Annotated in this window: 20 protein-coding genes; 10 read left to right on the top strand and 10 right to left on the bottom strand. The window is 64.4% G+C overall.

The window, feature by feature from the left end:
- Positions 1–28 precede the first annotated feature (28 nt).
- Positions 29–1018 (top strand): AAA family ATPase, encoded by a 990-nt coding sequence (locus BLV47_RS16905; protein WP_244168894.1) that lies wholly within the window; start codon positions 29–31, stop codon positions 1016–1018.
- Positions 1019–1084: 66 nt separating this feature from the next.
- Here BLV47_RS16905 and radC read toward each other — a convergent pair whose 3' ends face one another.
- From radC to BLV47_RS16930, 5 genes are all read right to left on the bottom strand, one after another.
- Positions 1085–1594: a RadC family protein gene (gene radC / locus BLV47_RS16910; protein ID WP_003092330.1), complete on the bottom strand. Its 510-nt coding sequence runs from the start codon at positions 1592–1594 to the stop codon at positions 1085–1087.
- 351 nt (positions 1595–1945) lie between these two features.
- Positions 1946–3010 (bottom strand): PDDEXK nuclease domain-containing protein, encoded by a 1065-nt coding sequence (locus tag BLV47_RS16915; protein WP_003092331.1) that lies wholly within the window; start codon positions 3008–3010, stop codon positions 1946–1948.
- Positions 3007–4206: a tyrosine-type recombinase/integrase gene (locus BLV47_RS16920; RefSeq protein ID WP_001062689.1), complete on the bottom strand. Its 1200-nt coding sequence runs from the start codon at positions 4204–4206 to the stop codon at positions 3007–3009. Before BLV47_RS16920 ends, BLV47_RS16915 begins: the two co-directional genes overlap by 4 nt.
- Positions 4207–4465: 259 nt before the next feature.
- A complete protein-coding gene (locus BLV47_RS16925; RefSeq protein WP_143038282.1) occupies positions 4466–4861 on the bottom strand; it encodes a hypothetical protein in 396 nt (131 codons plus the stop codon).
- A gap of 18 nt (positions 4862–4879) precedes the next feature.
- Positions 4880–5221 carry a YdcA family protein gene (locus BLV47_RS16930; protein ID WP_092315381.1) on the bottom strand — a complete coding sequence of 114 codons (342 nt, stop codon included), beginning with the start codon at positions 5219–5221 and terminating at the stop codon, positions 4880–4882.
- A 169-nt stretch (positions 5222–5390) separates the two neighbouring features.
- On the opposite strand from BLV47_RS16930, the gene BLV47_RS16935 reads away from it, so the two are divergent.
- Together BLV47_RS16935 and BLV47_RS16940 are read left to right on the top strand one after the other, a co-directional pair.
- Entirely contained in the window at positions 5391–6074 is a 684-nt protein-coding gene (locus BLV47_RS16935; protein WP_060838882.1) for a response regulator transcription factor, read from the top strand.
- Positions 6052–7446, top strand: coding sequence for a sensor histidine kinase (locus BLV47_RS16940; RefSeq protein WP_092315383.1), 1395 nt, complete (start codon positions 6052–6054; stop codon positions 7444–7446). Before BLV47_RS16935 ends, BLV47_RS16940 begins: the two co-directional genes overlap by 23 nt.
- 14 nt (positions 7447–7460) lie before the next feature.
- On the opposite strand, the gene BLV47_RS16945 is transcribed toward BLV47_RS16940, so the two are convergent.
- Positions 7461–7760 carry a DUF1652 domain-containing protein gene (locus tag BLV47_RS16945; protein WP_092315385.1) on the bottom strand — a complete coding sequence of 100 codons (300 nt, stop codon included), beginning with the start codon at positions 7758–7760 and terminating at the stop codon, positions 7461–7463.
- A gap of 136 nt (positions 7761–7896) precedes the next feature.
- The gene (locus BLV47_RS16950) at positions 7897–9396 is read right to left on the bottom strand and encodes a helix-turn-helix transcriptional regulator (RefSeq protein ID WP_092315387.1); all 1500 of its coding nucleotides are present in this window, start codon (positions 9394–9396) and stop codon (positions 7897–7899) included.
- A 132-nt stretch (positions 9397–9528) separates the two neighbouring features.
- On the opposite strand from BLV47_RS16950, the gene BLV47_RS16955 reads away from it, so the two are divergent.
- Complete coding sequence (locus BLV47_RS16955) at positions 9529–10071, top strand: GNAT family N-acetyltransferase (RefSeq protein WP_092315389.1); 543 nt, start codon at positions 9529–9531, stop codon at positions 10069–10071.
- Positions 10072–10098: 27 nt separating this feature from the next.
- Here the strand turns inward: BLV47_RS16955 and BLV47_RS16960 are convergent, their stop codons facing one another.
- Complete coding sequence (locus tag BLV47_RS16960) at positions 10099–11412, bottom strand: sigma-54 interaction domain-containing protein (protein WP_092315391.1); 1314 nt, start codon at positions 11410–11412, stop codon at positions 10099–10101.
- Positions 11413–11663: 251 nt separating this feature from the next.
- On the opposite strand from BLV47_RS16960, the gene BLV47_RS16965 reads away from it, so the two are divergent.
- The 6 genes from BLV47_RS16965 (at position 11664) to BLV47_RS16990 (ending at position 16226) form a co-directional block, all read left to right on the top strand.
- Entirely contained in the window at positions 11664–12548 is an 885-nt protein-coding gene (locus tag BLV47_RS16965; protein ID WP_092315393.1) for an MBL fold metallo-hydrolase, read from the top strand.
- Positions 12549–12578: 30 nt separating this feature from the next.
- Positions 12579–13856, top strand: coding sequence for an NAD(P)/FAD-dependent oxidoreductase (locus tag BLV47_RS16970; RefSeq protein WP_092315395.1), 1278 nt, complete (start codon positions 12579–12581; stop codon positions 13854–13856).
- Positions 13853–14680: a sulfite exporter TauE/SafE family protein gene (locus BLV47_RS16975; RefSeq protein ID WP_092315397.1), complete on the top strand. Its 828-nt coding sequence runs from the start codon at positions 13853–13855 to the stop codon at positions 14678–14680. Before BLV47_RS16970 ends, BLV47_RS16975 begins: the two co-directional genes overlap by 4 nt.
- A gap of 128 nt (positions 14681–14808) precedes the next feature.
- Positions 14809–15249 carry a YeeE/YedE family protein gene (locus BLV47_RS16980; RefSeq protein WP_092315399.1) on the top strand — a complete coding sequence of 147 codons (441 nt, stop codon included), beginning with the start codon at positions 14809–14811 and terminating at the stop codon, positions 15247–15249.
- Positions 15246–15665: a DUF6691 family protein gene (locus BLV47_RS16985; RefSeq protein WP_092315401.1), complete on the top strand. Its 420-nt coding sequence runs from the start codon at positions 15246–15248 to the stop codon at positions 15663–15665. Before BLV47_RS16980 ends, BLV47_RS16985 begins: the two co-directional genes overlap by 4 nt.
- 189 nt (positions 15666–15854) lie before the next feature.
- Positions 15855–16226, top strand: a complete 372-nt coding sequence (locus BLV47_RS16990) for a YkvA family protein (RefSeq protein ID WP_244168895.1) — start codon at positions 15855–15857, stop codon at positions 16224–16226.
- Between the two features lie 73 nt (positions 16227–16299).
- On the opposite strand, the gene BLV47_RS16995 is transcribed toward BLV47_RS16990, so the two are convergent.
- Both BLV47_RS16995 and BLV47_RS17000 read right to left on the bottom strand, forming a co-directional pair.
- Positions 16300–17316, bottom strand: a complete 1017-nt coding sequence (locus BLV47_RS16995) for a PDDEXK nuclease domain-containing protein (protein ID WP_092315405.1) — start codon at positions 17314–17316, stop codon at positions 16300–16302.
- 123 nt (positions 17317–17439) lie between these two features.
- The gene (locus BLV47_RS17000) at positions 17440–17850 is read right to left on the bottom strand and encodes a PA0061/PA0062 family lipoprotein (protein WP_092315407.1); all 411 of its coding nucleotides are present in this window, start codon (positions 17848–17850) and stop codon (positions 17440–17442) included.
- Positions 17851–18037 lie beyond the last annotated feature (187 nt).

Genomic DNA, 18037 nt, shown 5'->3' on the forward strand with positions numbered 1-18037 from the left:
TTGAATAAAAAACGATCAATTTTTAGCGGTGGAAGGCAGGTTGTTGATACACCGAGGCTTCACCGGCCACGCCTGCCGGCCTCATGAGAAATCCGGGCTAGAGGTCGGAGCCATAGAAGCGGCGCTCTCGAATGAAACGGTCGGGGCAAAGGAGTTCAATGACATCCTGCATCGCTTCATTGGCCGCTCTGAGCTTTGCCTGAACTTCAATCAGAAGAAGAAAGGCTATGAGATCATCAGAAACGGGGTTGGTGAGCACGATGGGAATTTGAGCGAAGGTGAGAAAACTGCGATTGCATTTGTCTATTTCATCACGAAGCTCAAAGAAAATGGAAATAACATCAAGGATACGATCGTCGTCGTTGACGATCCGGTCTCAAGCTTTGATTCTAATCACTTGTTTCACGCCTACTCGTTTTTGAGAACGCAATGCACTGAAGCCAAGCAACTTTTTGTGCTGACTCACAACTTCACTTACTTTAAGCTAGTGAGAGACTGGTTCACTGGCACCAATAGGAATCGAGTCAAAAAAGGCAACGCCGAGAATTGCTTCTTTTATCGCCTGGATGCGCCACCTGGCTCCCCTCGTCACTCCCTACTTGTGGATGCCGACGACTCACTCAAGAACTACGGTTCCGAGTACCACTATATCTTCAAGAAGCTCTACGAATATAGGGCGCACACAACACTCAATCGAGATGAGGCGTTCTTGACCGCCAACCTCGCCCGAAAGCTTGTTGAATCGTTTTTCACCTTCAAATATCCAAGGCGTCGAAGCGACATTAGTCAATTGATGGAGGCTGGCCTAAAAGATTGCACCATCACGACACCAGAGCTTAAAGAAAAAATCTACCGCTTTATCAATAAGTATTCACATAGCGACGTTATTGAGATAACAGAGGAATCCGCAGAAAACTTGGCAGGCGAAAGCCACAGCGTCATCGGGAACATCTTCCAGTGGCTGGAAGAGGTGGACAAGAAACATTACGACGAGATGATTCAGGTTGCGACGGCCTGAGCATCAGGCCGCGAGGGCCATAGCTATGCCACCAGGCGCAGCAAAAAGGGGCCGAAGCCCCTTGGGCTAGATCAGCCCATGCTCGGCGAACGATGCCGTTTCGTTGCCCGCAACGATGATGTGATCGAGCACGCGCACGTCCACCAGACCCAACGCTTCCTTGAGCCGCTGGGTCAGCGCCCGGTCAGCCGCGCTCGGCTCGGGGTTTCCGCTCGGATGGTTGTGCGAAACGACGACCGCCGCCGCATTGAGCCGCAGCGCCTCCTTGACCACTTCGCGCGGATACACCGACGCACCGTCAATAGTGCCGTGGAACATCTCCCTGTATTCGATCAGACGATGGCGCGTATCCATGAACAGCACTACGAACACCTCATGCTCGAAGCTGGCCAACTTTGTACGCAAGTATTCCTTGACCGCCGCCGGCGAAGTGAACTCTGCTCCGCGCCGCATTTTCCGGTCAATGACCTGGCGCGCAGCTTCCAGAATGTCGTCGGCCGATGCCGGTAGATAGCGCCCGTGCGCGTCGCGCACCAGCAGACAGGAATCGAACGAGGGAAAGGACAGTTGCGACATGATCGTGCTCCGGTTGCTCGGGCGGAATTGCCCGGAACCGGCGGCAGCACTGCGCAGCGCAAGCAGTCAGGGGTCGCAGACGGCCGCCAGGACGCAAGCGCGCATGGCGCGCGCCGCCCTTGACGGCGAGAACGCCGTGATACGGTGAAGGGAACAGCAAGACCGCCCACACCCGCCCACTGCACAGAGTCGATTTTTGGCAAGCGGAGCGCGCAGGCCCGGATCAACGAGCCGGGACGGAGGCGTCAGTGATGGAAGCCCGACAGGGGCGAGACTCGCGCAGCGAAGCTCGATGCGCAGCACGACAGCGCGACGGCGGCACGCCGGGACGCCCGACTGCTTGGGACAGGACTACTCGTTGTCCGTCTTGCGCTGCTCGATTTGCAACTGCGCCCGTTGCGTTGCCTGTTGCAGCCGCTCCACCAGCACGCCCCTCGGCGGCAAGGCGGTCAGATACTCGGCAACGTGGATGCCGGACTTGTCCAGCTCCAGCAATTCGATCTGCTCGCGCTTCTTGCCGGTGCAAAGGATGATCCCGAGCGGCGAGGCTTCCTCCGGCTCCCGTTCGTGCTTGTCTAGCCACCGAAGGTAAAGCTCCATCTGCCCTTTGTAGGCCGCCTTGAAGTCACCTACCTTCAACTCCACCGCAACCAGCCGCCGCAGCTTGCGGTTGTAGAACAGAAGGTCAAGGTGGAAATCCTCGTCGTCGATCGGAATGCGCTTCTGCCGGGCGACGAATGAGAAGCCCGCGCCCAGCTCCAGCAGGAAGGACTCCATTTCACGGATGATCGCCGCTTCCAAGTCGCCTTCCTGCCAAGTGTCCCGCAGGCCCAGGAAGTCGAGGATGTACGGGTCGCGCATGACCAGGGCCGGCGACATGCGCTGCGCATCGCGCAGGGTCGCCAACTCCTGCGCTATGGTTTCTTCCGGCTTTTGGGAAAGCGCCGTGCGCTCGTACAGCATCGAGTCGATACGCTCGCGCAGCGTCCGCACGCTCCAGCGTTGGGTGCTGGCCATCTGTGCGTAGTAGTCCCGCTGGAGCGGGTCTTTCAGCGGCATCAGGGCGATGAAGTGCGTCCAGCTCAATTCTCGTATCAGTGATACGAGAATTCGCTCGTCGGGGAAGGTGGCGGCGAACTGCACCATGCGGCGCAAGTTCTGCTCTGCAAAGCTGCTGCCGTACTCCTCCACCAACTGCGCAGCCAAGGTGGGCAGAACTTCCTTGCCGTAGGCGCCCCGGCGCCTGTCCAAGACCTGCGTGTGGATGCGTTGGCCGATGCGCCAGTAGAGCATCGTAAGCTCGCTATTCACCGTCGAGGCGGCGCGCAAGCGCGCCGCCTCGATCAGTGCCCGAATGTCGCCCAGCAGCGCCGCGGGCGCTGCGAGCGATGCTGCTGATGGCCGGCGCCCGTTCATGCCACCGCCTCCGCAAGCTGCCGCGCGCCCGTGATGGCTTGGCGGCGGCTGGCCACCAGCTCGGCCGCCTCGCGCACCGGCTTGTCCTCGGTGTGGACGTAGTGCATGAACATCGCCACGGTCTTGTGGCCCGTCAGCTTCATTCCCACTTTGGTCGGCACACCGGAATTGGCAATGTCGGTGGTCGAGCGATGACGGATGCCGTGCGTGCCTACGTGCGGCACGCTGGCGGCCTTGAGCGTCCGGCACCAGCCGCCATAGTGCTCGCCAAAGGTCAGGTGCTTGGCCGGGTCGTTCGGCGACGGCAGGACGTAAGGGCAGCCTTCCAGACGCGGCGCCGTCGAAAGCAGCCGATAGGCTTCCTCGCTCATGGGCTTGGAAATGCCGCCAACCTTGCTGTCGGGCCACACCACGCGCCGGTTCTCGAAGTCCAGCCAGCTCCATTCGAGCGGGCAGATTTCGGAGCGCCGCGCCGCAAACTCGAATTGCAGCCGGATCGCCAACGGGATGACGTAGTTCTCCAGCCCCTCCGCCTCCAGTTTCTCCAACTGGCGGAAGATCCGCACCATTTCCTCGTCCACGATGAGCCGGGTTTCCTTGCCCGGCGGGTACATCGGGACGTGGCGGCACGGATTCGTGCCGTCCGGGCGGAAGCCCCAGACTTCGGCCAAGTTGAACATCTTGCGCAGCACGCCGAAGGTCTTGTTGGCCTCGGTCGGCTTGTAGGCCAGCTTTTCCATGAGCCCCGCAATGTCGGGCCGCTTCACGTCATGCACCTTCTTGCGGCCCAGCAGCGGGATGATGTTGCGGTCGATGACGCCCTGGTAGCCGTCCTGCGTGCTGACCTTGTTGCGCTTCTTGGAGTAGTCCTCCATGAACTTTTTGCACAACTCGGCCATCGTGGGCGCCTTGCGCGCCTCGGCCTTGGCACCGCCGGGATCACCACCCCGGCGAACCTCGGCCAGCCAGTCCTGCGCTTTGACCCGCGCCTGTTCGACGGTTAGCTCCCCGTAGAGTCCCAGCGAGGGCTTGCGGGGCTGGCCAGAGTTCGTGCGGTACTGGAGCATGAACACCCGGCGTCCCGTCGAGGTAATCTTGCAAAGGAAGCCGGGCACGACGGTATCCCGTAGTTCGATGTCCTTCGCCTGGGGTTGCGCCGACTCTACGGCGGTCTTGGTGAGCTTGATCTTTGCCATGATGACTCCTTGGAACGACCCGGATTCCAGGAGCCAGATAGGAGCGGCGCGAGGGAGAACCGGGTCAAGTTTCAGAAAGCACCGGCATATGATGGAAGCGCGTAAGCTATTGATAAACCTGCTGTATCGGGCTACGTCGCAGTCCAGCGAACTACCGGGCTGGAGTCATCGTGAAACAAAAAAACCGCAGGCGGCGCGCGGCCGACTGCGGTTCGTACAGGGCTCGGCCCCTGCCCGGGGCCCAGGCGTGCGCCGTGACCTAGCCGTTGGCGCGCAGGTAGTAGTAGAAGTCCCGGGCCTTGAGCCAGCCCAGGCGTGCCAGGACGGCGCAGATCCAGTAGCCGATCAGAAAGGTCCCCAGCTGGATGGGCGCCAGCCCCAGGAGCAACAGCAGGATGCACATCGGCAAGCTGGCCCAGGCCGTGAAGCCCCGGCCGAAAAGCATCAGCAACCCGGGAATCAGCGCGGTGACCGGGGTCAGCATGGCAATCTTCAGCAGCATCCTCAGCAGCAGGTGCCAGCCATAGGGCGTGTTTGCTCCGAACATGCTGATGACCAACGGCAGGTCAATCAGCATCTGCACCAGGCTGTTGAGCACCAGGCTCACCAGCAGCAACAGCCCCAGGCGTTTCCACAACGATATTTTCTTAGTCACCCTTCAACCTCATGCACTTCAACGGCGCTTGTAGCTCTTGTTGCCACTGGGGGTCAGGCAATACACCCCGCCCCGGGGCCCGGTGCAGAAACTGCCGCTGCCACAGGCGCAGCCCTCGGCATCGCGCAGCAGCGGCTGGACCCTTGGCGTGGAAGGTGGTTGGCCGAACATCAGCGCGCAGTTTTTCTTCGAGGCGCTGATGGAGCCGTCATTGCACAGGAACAACTCGCCATCGCAGCGGGCGATGCCGCCTTTCTTTCCGGAACAGGGTTGATTGGCCGCCTGGGCCGCCGCGCTGCATAGCAGCATCAGGCAGACCGCGACAAAGGGCTTCCAGCCGACCCGAGTCAGGGCACTCATGGTGACGCCTCCTGGCAAAAAAGTGGCCGGATGATATCAAGCTTCAGCGCCCCTGACTCGGGCGGCGTCGGCATCACGACAAGCCAGATGAAAGTTTATTTAGAATCTCGCCCACGGTTTCTTGGCAAAATGCCCGCCTGTGTCACGAACCGCCAAGCAGGTAACGCCTATGACCCGCATTCTGACCATCGAAGACGACGCCGTGACGGCCCGGGAGATCGTCGCCGAACTGAGCAGCCACGGCCTCGACGTGGACTGGGTGGACAACGGCCGCGAAGGCCTGGTGCGCGCCGTGAGCGGCGACTACGACCTGATCACCCTGGACCGCATGCTGCCGGAGCTGGACGGCCTGGCGATCGTCACCACCCTGCGCACCATTGGCGTGTCGACGCCGATCCTGATGATCAGCGCCCTCTCCGATGTCGATGAACGGGTGCGCGGCCTGCGCGCCGGCGGCGACGACTACCTGACCAAGCCCTTCGCCTCCGACGAGATGGCGGCCCGGGTCGAGGTGCTGCTGCGGCGCAAGAACACGGTCAAGGATTTCGCCACCAGCCTGCGGGTGGCCGACCTGGAACTGAACCTGATCAGCCGCGAGGCGACCCGCGCCGACCAGTTGCTGAGCCTGCTGCCCACCGAATACAAGCTGCTGGAATTCCTCATGCGCAACACCGGGCAGATCCTCTCACGGATGATGATCTTCGAAGAGGTCTGGGGCTATCACTTCGACCCGGGGACCAACCTGATCGACGTGCACATCGGCCGCCTGCGCAAGAAGATCGACCCGCCTGGCATGACCCCGTTGATCCGTACCGTGCGAGGCTCGGGTTATGTCATTGCCGAACCCCTCTAAGGGCTGGCGCTCCTCCAGCAGCCGCCTGCTGGCGCTGTACAGCACGCTGTTCGTGGCCTGGAGCTGCATCCTCATGGGAGTGCTGTACTACGAGGTGTCCACCTACCTGGACAGCCTGGCCAAGCACTCGCTGATGCAACGCCAGCACCTGTTCGCGCGCTTCGAGGGCGAGCAACTGGTAGAGGCCCTGGCCACCAGCATGACCTTCGACATGCGCGCCATCGACGCCTACGGCCTGTTCGACGAACAGCGCCGGCCCTTGAGCGGGCCGATCCGGCAGATCCCCGACGACCTGCCCCTGGACGGCCAGATCCACGAGCTGAAGAACTGCATCGACTCCGACGACCCGAGCCTGCCCCGGGACAGCTGCGACGCGGTGGCCACCCATACCCGCGACGGCCGCTGGCTAGTGCTGGTGCGCGACAACGGCTCGCTGTTCGCGGTGACCCGGATCATCCTCCACGCGCTGCTCTGGGGCATCTCCCTGACCATCATTCCCGGCGTCGCCGGCTGGCACCTGTTGCGCCGCCGGCCGTTGCGGCGCATCCGCCAGATCCAGGCCAGCGCCGACGCCATAGTCGCCGGCGACCTGACCCGGCGCCTGCCGCTGTCGAACCGGCGCGACGAACTGGACATGCTGGCGGCCATCGTCAACGCCATGCTCGAACGCATCGAGCGGCTGATGCATGAGGTCAAGGGCGTGTGCGACAACATCGCCCACGACCTGCGTACCCCGCTGACCCGCCTGCGTGCCCAGCTCTACCGCCTGCAGCAACAGGCCGAGGAAGGTTCGCCCCAGGCCCTGCAGATGGACCAGTTGCTGGCCGAGGCCGATACACTGATGGCGCGCTTTCGCGGCTTGCTGCGCATCTCCGAACTGGAGGACCGGCAACGGCGTTCGGGCTTCCTCGAACTCGATCCACTGCCGCTGCTTCAGGAGCTGTACGACTTCTACCTGCCCCTGGCCGAAGAAGGCCGCCTGACCCTGCTGCTCGACGTGCCGCCAAGCCTGCCCCGGCTGACCGGCGACCGCGCCCTGCTGTTCGAGGCCCTGGCCAACCTGCTGAGCAACTCGATCAAGTTCACCCCGCCCGGCGGCGAAGTGATACTGCGCGGCCTCGACGACGGCGGCAGCCCGCGCCTGGAGGTGCTGGACTCAGGCCCCGGCATTCCCCCGGCGGAACGGGCGGCGGTGTTCCGGCGCTTCTACCGGGTCGACGAAAGCAACGCCCAGGGCGGTTTCGGCCTGGGCCTGTCGATCGTTGCGGCGATTGTCAGCCTGCACGGCTTCAAGCTCGAAGTGGGCAGCAGTGAACGGGGCGGAGCGCGCCTGAGCCTGGATTGCCGGCCGAGCCTGATCAGCGAAGGCTGAAGGCCGGGGCCGGCTCAGGAGGAAAGGTCGGGTTGCCTGAGGGAGTTGCTGCCGAGCTCGTAGAGCAGTTCGTCGATCAGCCGCAATACCTCGGCCTCGCTTTGCAGGGACTTGATGCGCAGCCCGCTGACCACCAGATCGACCCGGCCGCTGTCGGGCTCGAACACCCGCAGGGTCAGGGTGCCGTCGCCGGCATGGCTGAAACTGCAGGCCATTGGCGCCAGGCGTTGTTCGATACAGGCGCGCCATTGTGCCTGGGTCAGCACCGCCGGCGCCTGGCCGGTCACGCTGCCCTTGTTCTGTTCATCACCCATGCGGGCTGTCCTTGTACTGTGATTGAGAGGTGCCACGGACTCTCGGAGCGGAGCCGTGGCAGATCACAGGGTAAAAAACCGCCGCCATACCCAGAAGGCGCATTTGCACGGGTTGCCCTGGTGCATTTGCACCGGCTCAACGTCTCCGGCTACCGGCCGTACCGACAAACAACCCACGCTCCCGGGCCCAGACGATGGCCTCGCCGCGGCTGTGCACGCCGAGTTTGGAATACAGGGTGGCGACATGGTTGCGCACGGTGTTGGGGGCCAATTGCAGGCGCGCGGCAATCTCCTTGTCCGCCAGCCCCTGGTAGATCAGCCCGAGCACGTCGCGCTCGCGGGCGGTCAGGTCGGCCGAGGACACCCCGGGGCCGTCCGGGGCCTTGGGCTGCCTGACGTTGGCCAGCCTCTCGATCAGGGTCTGGCTGAACCAGGAAGCGTCGCGCATCACCTCCTCGATGGCGCTCACCAGTTCCAGTTCCGACCGTTTGCGCTCAGTGATGTCCATCAGCACCAGCAGGTAACAGGGGCTGTCCTGGATGAGCACGGTGTCAGCGTAGGCCACGCAATCGATCAGCCCGGCGTTCTTCTGGCGCACCTTGAGGTCCAGGCCATCGACGTTGCCGGCCTTCTCCAGTTGACTGAACAATTGGCTGGCCGCCGCGGCTTCGGCGATGAACCCGATGGCGCCGACCTTCTTGCCCAGCAGTTCTTCGCTGCTGTAGCCGCAGGTATTGAGAAAGGCCTCGTTGACGTCGACGATCTGCTGCTCGGCGCTGCACACCAGGGTCGGCACCGGGCTCAGGCGAAACGACTTGGCAAAGCGCTCCTCGCTCTGACGCAGGGCAATCTCGATCTTGCGCCGTGGCTCCAGGTCCATGAAGGAAAACAGCATGCAACCCTCGTCATTGATGTCCAGGGGCTGGCCGGCGACGATCACCAGCTTGCTGCCGCCGTCCGGCAGGCGCAGCTCGGCCTGCATCTGCGGGATGGTCGCGCCCTGGCCCAGGCGCTCGATGGCCAGGTCCTTGCGCTCGGCGTCTTCCAGCACATCCAGCTCGTACACCGAACGGCCGATCACCTGGTCGCGGGCATAGCCGGTCATTTCCAAAAAGCCCTGGTTGACCTTGATGTAGCGCAGGTCGCTGAGGCGGCAGATCACCGCCGGCGCCGGGTTGGCATTGAAGGTCTTCTCGAAGCGCTGCTCGGCGCTGGCCCAGTCGGTGGCATCGCTGAGGATCAGCACCAGGGATTCCGCGGCGCCGCTGCGATCGGTGAGGATCATGCTGCGCACCCGGTGCACCCAATGCCGGGGCTCGCCATCGATCTCGGCCTGGACGTCAACCACCACGTCACTGAAGGTTTCGCCGGCGGCCACCCGATTGATCGGATAAGCGTCCAGGGCCAGGGGGTGATTGTTGCGGTAGCGCAAGGCATAGCGCCGGGCATACTCGCGGACATTGGCCCCCAGCTCGCCGACCTCGCTCACCCCATGCATGGCCAGCGCCGCCTCGTTGGCCCAGAGCAGGCTGCGGGCCTGGTCGGTTTCGATCAGGATCACCCCGTCGGACAGACCGGCGATGATCTGCTGCAACCGGCGGCGATTGGTTTCGGTGGCAAGTACGGCCTGGCTCATGGCATCTCCGGAAAAAGGACGATGAAGCTACGACCACGCTCGTTGGCCATCGTGCCCTGGGCGCGCTGGAGCGCTCAGGCAGCAGGCGGTAAGCTGCTGCGCCCGGTTCAGCCCATTCATCAGGAGTGAAGCATGATCACCATCCGTGAAGCCGACAGCCGCGATATCCAGGCGCTCAAGGCCATAGGTTGCGCCACCTACCGCGAGCACTTCGCTTCGATCTGGAGCGCGGCCGGCATGCAGCAGTTTCTCGATCAGGATTTCTCCAGCGCCCACCTGCAAGCGTCCCTGGCCGCCCGCGACCGGCACCTGTGGCTGCTGGCCCTGGACCCGCAGCAGCAGCCCATCGGCTTCGCCAAGCTCAACTGGGCGCGGCCGGTTCCGGGCAGCGAGCGCTGCGGGGCCGAGCTGCAGAAGATCTACCTGCTCAAGTCCCAGGCCGGCCAGGGCCACGGCCGGCGCCTGCTGGAGCAGGTGTTGCAGCGGGCCAGCGCCGCCGGGGAGTCCTGCCTGTGGCTGGACGTGCTCAAGAGCAACAGCGGCGCCCGGCGCTTTTATGAAAGCGCCGGGCTGCGGCAGATCGGTGAAGTGCCCTTCAGCACCGACCTGGAACAGATCGGCATGTGGGTGATGGCCTGCGACCTGCCGCTCGCCCAGCCACCGGCCCGGGCTTGAGCCCGGCTGCGGCCACTCGCCTTGCGACTACAGGCCCAGGGCCTTGAGGCGCCGGTACAGCGTGCGCTCGCTCAGGCCCAGGGCCTTGGCCAGTTCGCTGCGCGAGCCGTCGAAGACTTCCAGGGCATGGGCCAGTTGTTCCAGGTCCTTGCCGGCCCGGCGCCGGGTCACCGGGGCCGGAGCCTGGGGACTGCGCAATTCCGCCGGCAGGTCCTGCAGGCGGATCACCCCGTCATCGCTGAACAAGCGGGCCCGTTCGAGGATGTTGCGCAACTCGCGGATATTGCCCGGGTAGGTGTACAGCCGCAGCTGTTCCAGGGCCTGGGGATCGACTCGCGGCACCACCCCGGGATCGAGGCGGCGCAACAGGCTGTCGATCAGCAGCGGCAGGTCGTCGCTGCGTTCGCGCAGGGCCGGCAGGCGGATCGGAAAGGCGCTGATGCGGTAGTACAGGTCCTGGCGAAAGCTGCCGGCGGCGACCATCTCCTTGAGCGGCTTGTGGGTCGCGGACACCAGGCGGAAATCCGAGTGCACGGTGCGCAGGCTGCCCACCGGGCGAAAGCTGCCGGACTCGATCAGCCGCAGCAGCTTGACCTGCATGGCCAGGGGCACTTCACCGATCTCGTCAAGAAACAGGGTGCCGCCATGGGCCGCTTCCGCCAGGCCGATCTTGCGTTGCAGGGCGCCGGTAAAGGCGCCCTTCTCGTAGCCGAACAATTCGCTTTCCAGCAGGCTTTCGGTGAGCCCGGTGCAGTCCACCACCACCAGCGGGCCGCTGGCCCGGGGGCTGCCATCGTGCAGGGCGCGGGCGAACAATTCCTTGCCGGTGCCGGACTCGCCCTGCAGCAGCACCGGAATCGGCGCCGGAGCCGCCCGCTGCAAGGCGCTCAAGGCCTCGTTGAACGCTGGCGAGCGCCCTACCAGGCCCTTCTGCTGGGGCTGTACCGAAGCCACCGCCACCGAACTCAGGCGCTCGACATAGGCCACCACGGTTCCCGCCTCGCCGATGATCGGCCGCAGTTCCACATCCACGTGTTCCGGGCCGCGAGGCGTGTGATGGATGTGCAGCATGCGCTCCGGCACCCGGCTGTCGTGGGCCTTGCGCATCGGGCAATGCTCGCCGGCCTGATCACAGGGCACGGCGAACTGGTGGGACACGCGATAGCACTTGGCGCCCACATGGGGCTTGCCGGCCACGCCGAACTGACGCTGGTAGGCGGTGTTGGCGGCAATGATGTTGTAGTCAGTGTCGAGCACGATGGTCGGTTGCGGGTCGTGTTCGAGGTAGGACACCAGGGCCGCCATCGGCGGCTGGGCAAGGTCGGTGGCGATCAGGGACATGGGCAACTCCGGGACAGTGGCGGCAGCTTAAAGCACGCCGCGGCTTTCTGCCATTTTCTGCCACAAGCTGCCATATCACTGCCAACTGGCGTTGGCAGTCACGGCGAAAAACCCCTGATGACAGCCTCCGCGGCCTTCTACTTCAATGAACAGGTGACCAATCCCGGTGTTCGAGGTTGGCACGCTTATTGACAGTCCAAGGAACGAGCGTCAGCGCAGACTGCCCTCACCTTCATTGCCTGGAGTGCCCCATGATCATCAGCGACACGCTGCGTGTAGAAGCCTTTTTCGACAGTCAGACCTGGACCATCAGCTATCTGGTGATGGACCAGGCCAGCCGCCGCTGCGCGCTGATCGACAGCGTGCTGGACTACGACCCGAAATCCGGCCGCACCCGCACCGAATCCGCCGACCGCCTGATCGCCCGGGTCCAGGAACTGGATGCCCGGGTCGACTGGATCCTGGAAACCCACGTGCACGCCGATCACCTGTCCGCCGCGGCCTACCTCAAGGAAAAATTGGGCGCCCAGGTGGCCATCGGCAATCAGATCACCCGGGTGCAGAAAGTCTTTGGCGCGCTGTTCAACGAGGCCCCGACCTTTGCCCGTGACGGCAGCCAGTTCGACGTGCTGCTGGAAGACGGCGCCGAGTTCGCCATTGGCGGCCTCAGCGCCCGGGCCCTGCATACCCCGGGGCACACCCCGGCCTGCATGACCTACCTGGTGCAAGTGGGCGACGAGTGCGTGGCCTTTGTCGGCGATACCCTGTTCATGCCCGACTACGGCACCGCCCGCTGCGACTTCCCCGGGGCCGATGCGCGGACCCTGTACCGCTCGATCGGCAAGATCCTTTCCCTGCCCCCGCAGACCCGGCTGTTCATGTGCCACGACTACCTGCCCAACGGCCGCGAACTGCAATACATGACCACCGTCGCCGAGCAGCGCGCCAACAACATCCACATCCACCAGGGCATCGACGAAGACAGCTTCGTGAAGATGCGCGAAGCCCGCGACGCGACCCTGGACATGCCGGTGCTGATCCTGCCTTCGGTGCAGGTCAACATGCGCAGCGGGCACTTCCCCGAGCCCGAAGACAACGGCGTGAGCTACCTGAAGATTCCCCTGAACACCTTATAACCATTACTGACTCCACACGGAGAACTTGCCATGCGTCCCTTCAACCCGGCCCTGCGCGCCGTCGACGGCAGCCATCAGGTGCTGATCGTCGGTGGCGGTGCCGCCGGCATTGCCGTTGCCGCCAGCCTCATGTCCCGCGATCCGCACCTGGACGTGGCGATCATCGACCCCGCCCGGCAGCACTACTACCAACCTGGCTGGACCCTGGTGGGCGCCGGGGTATTCAGCGCCGCGTCCACCGAACGGACCATGGCCGAACTGATTCCCCAGGGCGTGAAATGGATCCAGCACGCGGTCAGCCAGTTCGAGCCGCAACACAACGCCCTGGTACTGGACAACGGCCAGGTGCTGGCCTACGACCAACTGATCGTCTGCCCCGGGCTCAAGCTTGACTGGGCGGCCATCGACGGCCTGCCCGAGGCCCTGGGCAACCACGGCGTGACCTCCAACTACCGCTACGACCTGGCGCCCTACACCTGGCAACAGGTGCAGCGGCTGCAACAGGGCGAGGCGTTGTTCAGCCAGCCGCCGATGCCGATCAAGTGCGCCGGGGCGCCGCAGAAGGCGATGTACCTGTCTTGCGACCACTGGCTGCGTAACGGCCGCCTGGGACAGATCAAGCCGCGCTTCCTGAACGCCGGTGGGGTGCTGTTCGGCGTGGCCGACTATGTGCCGGCGCTGATGGAGTACGTGAAGAAGTACGGCATTGACCTGGATTTCGGCCACAACCTGGTGGCGGTGAACGGCCCGGACCAGCGCGCGACCTTCGTCCGCACCCTGGCCGACGGCAGCCAGCAAACCCTGGAGCGCACCTTCGACCTGCTGCACGTGGTGCCACCGCAATGCGCCCCGGACTTTATCCGCAGCAGCCCGCTTGCCGACGTGGCCGGCTGGGTCGATGTCGATCCCCACAGCCTGCGTCACAAGCGTTTTGTCAACATTCACGGCCTGGGCGATGCCACCAACACCAGCAACGCCAAGACCGCCGCGGCGGCGCGCAAGCAAGCCCCAGTGGTGGCCAACAACGTGCTGGTGGCCCTCAGGCGCCTGACCCGGCTGGCCGAGTACGACGGCTATGGCTCCTGCCCGCTGACCGTGGAGCGGGGCAAGATCGTCCTCGCCGAATTCACCTACGGCGGCAAGCTGGCGCCGAGCTTTCCGCGCTGGCTGCTGGACGGTCGCCAGCCGACCCGTCGCGCCTGGTGGCTGAAGGAGCGGATTCTGCCGCCGCTGTACTGGCGCGGCATGCTCAAGGGCCATGAATGGCTGGCGCAACCGACCCTGGCCACGGACACCCGCAAAGCATGAACGAACACAGTCTGTTGGGTGCCGGGCTGGGTGCGCTGATCGGCGCGATCCTGGCCTTGACCGGCGCCGGCGGCGGCATCCTCGCGGTGCCACTGCTGGTGTTCGGCCTGGGCTTGAGCATGGTCGAGGCCGCTCCCATAGGCCTGCTGGCGGTGGGCCTGGCGGCCAGCGTTGGCGCGGTACTGGGCCTGCGCCAAGGCATCGTGCGCTACCGCGCGGCGGGGTTCGTCGCCAGCATCGGCATCCTCATGGCGCCGCTGGGGCTGTGGCTGGCTCACCGCCTGCCCAACCTGCCCCTGGCCCTGCTGTTTTCCCTGGTGCTGCTGTATGCCTGCGGGCGCATCCTGCGCAAGGCCAGCCTGGAATTGAAACAGGGCCGGGCGGCGCCGCGTCCGGCGTTCCTGCCCTGCGTGCTCAACCCGGCCCAGGGCCGGCTGCGCTGGACCCTGCCCTGCGCCCGCGCCCTGACCGTCACCGGCATGTTCTCCGGGCTGTTGTCCGGGCTGCTCGGCGTGGGCGGCGGCTTCGTGATCATCCCGGCCCTGAGCCGCTACACCAACCTGGACAGCAAGAGCATCGTCGCCACCTCATTGGCGGTGATTGCCCTGGTGTCCCTGGGCAGCGTGATCACCGCCAGCCTCAGCGGGGTGATGCACTGGGCGGTGGGCGCGCCCTTTGCCCTGGGCGCGGTGGTGGGCCTGGTGCTGGGCCGGCAGGTGGCCAGTCATCTGGCCGGCCCGCGCCTGCAGCAACTGTTCGCCATCACCGGCCTGCTGGCGGCGCTGCTGCTGGCGGGTGGGGCCCTGGGCTGGTTGTCCCGTTGAACCCATACACCGCGTAGGAGCTGGCTTGCCAGCGAAGGCGTCCTCGCCGACGCCGCTATCCGACGCAATACTCACGGCGCCAGGACAGGCCCTTTCGCCGGCCAGCCGGCTCCTACAGGGAACTCGATATGCTTTTGGATTATCTGCATTTCACACCGTGGTCGGCCCTGGCCGGAGGCGCATTGATCGGCCTCGCCGCCGGGCTGTTGATTGTCGCCAACGGACGCATCGCCGGCATCAGCGGCCTGCTTGGCAGCCTGCTGCAACCCGGCAGCGAAGGTTGGGGCGAGAAGGCCCTATTCATCCTCGGGCTGTTGCTGGCGCCGCTGCTCTGGGGCTTGTTTCATGCCCTGCCCGCCGCCGAATTCCAGGGCGGTCTGTTCGGCCTGATCAGCGCCGGCCTGCTGGTGGGCATCGGCACCCGCTATGGCGCTGGCTGCACCAGCGGCCACGGGGTGTGCGGAATTTCCCGGCTGTCGCCACGCTCGATCATCGCCACCTTGTGCTTCATGGGCAGCGGCTTCGCCACGGTCTGGGTGTTGCGCCACGGCCTGGGGCTGCAGCCATGAGAAAACTCAGCGCATTTGTTGCCGGCCTGCTGTTCGGCATCGGCCTGCTGCTGGCGGGCATGGCCAACCCGGCCAAGGTCCTGGGCTTTCTCGACCTGGCCGGCAACTGGGACCCGTCCCTGGCGCTGGTGATGCTCGGCGCCATTGTGCTGGCCTGGTGGCCCTTCCATTGGGCCATGGGCCGCTCGCGCTCAGCGCTCGGGGCGCCCATGCAGATCCCCACCAAGCGCAATATCGACCGACGCCTGATCGGCGGCAGCCTGCTGTTCGGCATCGGCTGGGGCATCGCCGGGATCTGCCCGGGACCGGCCCTGGTGCTGCTGCCGGGCGGCCACTGGCAAGCCTGGGTGTTTGTCCTGGCCATGCTCGCGGGCATGCTGCTGTTCCAGCGCCTGGAGGCCCGTCGCCGCCGCTAGAACACCCGCCCGCGGGTACGCCGCCCCGGTAGGAGCTGGCTTGCCAGCGAAGGCGTCCCCACGGCCACCACTGACCTGACAGCAGATTCATGGCGCCAGGGGCGGCCTCTTCGCCGGCAAACCGGCTCCTACGTGGGCAACCACCGGGGAAATATTGTCCTCTGCCGGGACACTGCACGGACGGCGACCATGACCTGGACCTGTATCCCCCAGGAGTGCGTCATGTCCACCGCCCAGTCCCTTGAACTCTGCCTCTGGCGCAAGATCGGCCGCTACGCCTCGCGCATCGGCCGGACCCTGATCCAGAAAGCCCTGTGGCTCTACTACGCCGCGCAACGACCGCAAACCCCAATCTGGGCCAAGACCACCATCTACGCCGCCCTGGGTTACTTCATATTGCCGCTGGACATGATCCCCGACCTGATCCCCGGGGCCGGGTACGTGGATGACCTTGGTCTGTTGACCGGCTCGGTGGTGACGGTGGCCGCCCACATCAACGCCGAGGTCCGGGAGCAAGCCAGCGCACGCCTGGCCGACTGGTTCGGCAGCGAGCCGCAATGAACCAGAGGGCGGCGCCTCGGTACGCACTCGACTCACCAGGGCGGTGCAGCCCCGGACACAGTGGCCGCCAGGCTCACCGCGCCTGCGTGTCCAGGGCATAGAACTCCTGCAGCTTGGCCTGCAGCAGTTGCTTGTCCGGCAACTGGGTCCGGTACTCGGCGATCAACGCCGGAGACAGTGAACGGTTGAGGGCATACTCCACCACCTCGTCCTCCTTGCTGGCACAGAGCAGCACACCCAGGGCCGGGTTTTCGTGGGGTTTGCGCACCTGGCGGTCCAGGGCCTCCAGGTAGAAGTCCAGCTTGCCCAGGTACTCCGGCTCGAAGCGCCCGACCTTGAGTTCAACGGCCACCAGGCAATTCAACCCGCGATGGAACAGCAGCAGGTCCAGGACGAAATCGCGCCCGCCCACCTGCAAGGGATAGCCTGAAGCGACAAAGCAGAAGTCGCGCCCCATCTCGATCAGAAAATCCTTGAGCTGGCGCACCAGCCCCTGATGCAGATCGGCTTCGTCATGCCCCTGGGCCAGGTCGAGAAACTCCACCATGTAGGCATCCTTGAACACTTTCAGGGCCTCGGGACGAGTCTGCCTCAAGGTGGCCGTGGCGCTTGCCGGGTGGGTCAGCGTGCGCTCGAACAGGGCGGATTTGATCTGCCGCTCCAGTTCCCGGGTCGACCACTGTTCCTGGAGGGCCATGCGCAGATAAAACTCGCGCTCCTGAGCAGATTTGCCTTGCGCAAGAATGATCAGGTTCTGAGTCCAGGGTAATTGTGTCAGCACTGCTGACACTTTCTCCTCCCCTCGATAAACCTCATAGAACTGGCGCATGCGAAACAGGTTACGCCGGGTAAACCCGCGCAGCCCCGGCTGCTGCCGCGCCAGGTAATCCGCCAGTTGCCGGACCACGCCATCGCCCCATTCCGCCGCCTCGATCTTGCGGCTGATATAGGCCCCGACCTGCCAGTACAGCTCCACCAGTTCAGTATTCACCGCCCGCACTGCCCGTTGCCGCGCGGTGGTGATCATTTGCGCCACTTCGCCAAATGCCACATCGGTGGGGCTGATTGCCGCTGCAGTCTCTTGCTTCATGACGCACACCCGCTTGCTGGGAGACAGGCCCCTATGATCCCGTGGCTCGCCATGGGCTTGAAGTCAGGCCTGTCTCTTTGTGTTGAGCGAAATGTCCTGATTTGCGCGCGCTAAACAACCCGGTCAGCCGGGCATGCAATTGAAGTCCTGGGTGCTGGCCACCTGCTTGCCCTGGGCGTCATACAAGCGCGCCGACACCTCGCTGCCCAGGCTCGACTCCACCAGTTTGTAATGCTCTCCGGCCTTGAAGCCGCTATAGCTGAGATGGCCGTTGCAGTCTTGCTGGTTGGAATCACCGACGCTCTCTTCAAACAGGGTCACGTCCAGGCGATGAGCGCCGGGCTTGACCTCAAAGTAACGTCCATCGTCGACCTTGTGCCCATCCACCCGTTCGGCCATCAGGTCGTTGGAGCCCTCTTCCTGCAAGCCGATCCAGGCCTCGCTGGGGTCGGGCTGGGGCATGGGGCCAGCGCAGGCCGAGAGCAGGCACACCAGGCCCAGGGCGGGAATCAGCAACAGCGGTTTGAGTGTCATGAAAAGGTACCTCGCAAATGACCGGAAGGAGTGCGACGCGAGCCCCGGACAATCGGCTGCGTCGATGGCCATCAAGCTTGTCGAGGCCCAGACGCGGGAACAAATGAATCCCCATGAAAGGAATTTCAGGCCTTACCTAAAACTTCCTTCACCTGGCTGAAAGCCGCGTGTTAGGTGGGTCGCTGCA

This window comes from Pseudomonas saponiphila (assembly GCF_900105185.1).
Classification (GTDB): Bacteria; Pseudomonadota; Gammaproteobacteria; order Pseudomonadales; family Pseudomonadaceae; genus Aquipseudomonas; species Aquipseudomonas saponiphila.

What these genes read in the sequence shown, in the direction of transcription:
- BLV47_RS17000 (WP_092315407.1), bottom strand. Translation starts at nt 17,850, where the DNA reads ATGACACTCAAACCGCTGTTGCTGATTCCCGCCCTGGGCCTGGTGTGC.
- radC (WP_003092330.1), bottom strand. Translation starts at nt 1,594, where the DNA reads ATGTCGCAACTGTCCTTTCCCTCGTTCGATTCCTGTCTGCTGGTGCGC.
- BLV47_RS16950 (WP_092315387.1), bottom strand. Translation starts at nt 9,396, where the DNA reads ATGAGCCAGGCCGTACTTGCCACCGAAACCAATCGCCGCCGGTTGCAG.
- BLV47_RS16990 (WP_244168895.1), top strand. Translation starts at nt 15,855, where the DNA reads ATGACCTGGACCTGTATCCCCCAGGAGTGCGTCATGTCCACCGCCCAG.
- BLV47_RS16970 (WP_092315395.1), top strand. Translation starts at nt 12,579, where the DNA reads ATGCGTCCCTTCAACCCGGCCCTGCGCGCCGTCGACGGCAGCCATCAG.
- BLV47_RS16980 (WP_092315399.1), top strand. Translation starts at nt 14,809, where the DNA reads ATGCTTTTGGATTATCTGCATTTCACACCGTGGTCGGCCCTGGCCGGA.
- BLV47_RS16915 (WP_003092331.1), bottom strand. Translation starts at nt 3,010, where the DNA reads ATGAACGGGCGCCGGCCATCAGCAGCATCGCTCGCAGCGCCCGCGGCG.
- BLV47_RS16945 (WP_092315385.1), bottom strand. Translation starts at nt 7,760, where the DNA reads ATGGGTGATGAACAGAACAAGGGCAGCGTGACCGGCCAGGCGCCGGCG.
- BLV47_RS16940 (WP_092315383.1), top strand. Translation starts at nt 6,052, where the DNA reads ATGTCATTGCCGAACCCCTCTAAGGGCTGGCGCTCCTCCAGCAGCCGC.
- BLV47_RS16965 (WP_092315393.1), top strand. Translation starts at nt 11,664, where the DNA reads ATGATCATCAGCGACACGCTGCGTGTAGAAGCCTTTTTCGACAGTCAG.
- BLV47_RS16955 (WP_092315389.1), top strand. Translation starts at nt 9,529, where the DNA reads ATGATCACCATCCGTGAAGCCGACAGCCGCGATATCCAGGCGCTCAAG.
- BLV47_RS16995 (WP_092315405.1), bottom strand. Translation starts at nt 17,316, where the DNA reads ATGAAGCAAGAGACTGCAGCGGCAATCAGCCCCACCGATGTGGCATTT.
- BLV47_RS16930 (WP_092315381.1), bottom strand. Translation starts at nt 5,221, where the DNA reads ATGAGTGCCCTGACTCGGGTCGGCTGGAAGCCCTTTGTCGCGGTCTGC.
- BLV47_RS16935 (WP_060838882.1), top strand. Translation starts at nt 5,391, where the DNA reads ATGACCCGCATTCTGACCATCGAAGACGACGCCGTGACGGCCCGGGAG.
- BLV47_RS16920 (WP_001062689.1), bottom strand. Translation starts at nt 4,206, where the DNA reads ATGGCAAAGATCAAGCTCACCAAGACCGCCGTAGAGTCGGCGCAACCC.
- BLV47_RS16960 (WP_092315391.1), bottom strand. Translation starts at nt 11,412, where the DNA reads ATGTCCCTGATCGCCACCGACCTTGCCCAGCCGCCGATGGCGGCCCTG.
- BLV47_RS16975 (WP_092315397.1), top strand. Translation starts at nt 13,853, where the DNA reads ATGAACGAACACAGTCTGTTGGGTGCCGGGCTGGGTGCGCTGATCGGC.
- BLV47_RS16985 (WP_092315401.1), top strand. Translation starts at nt 15,246, where the DNA reads ATGAGAAAACTCAGCGCATTTGTTGCCGGCCTGCTGTTCGGCATCGGC.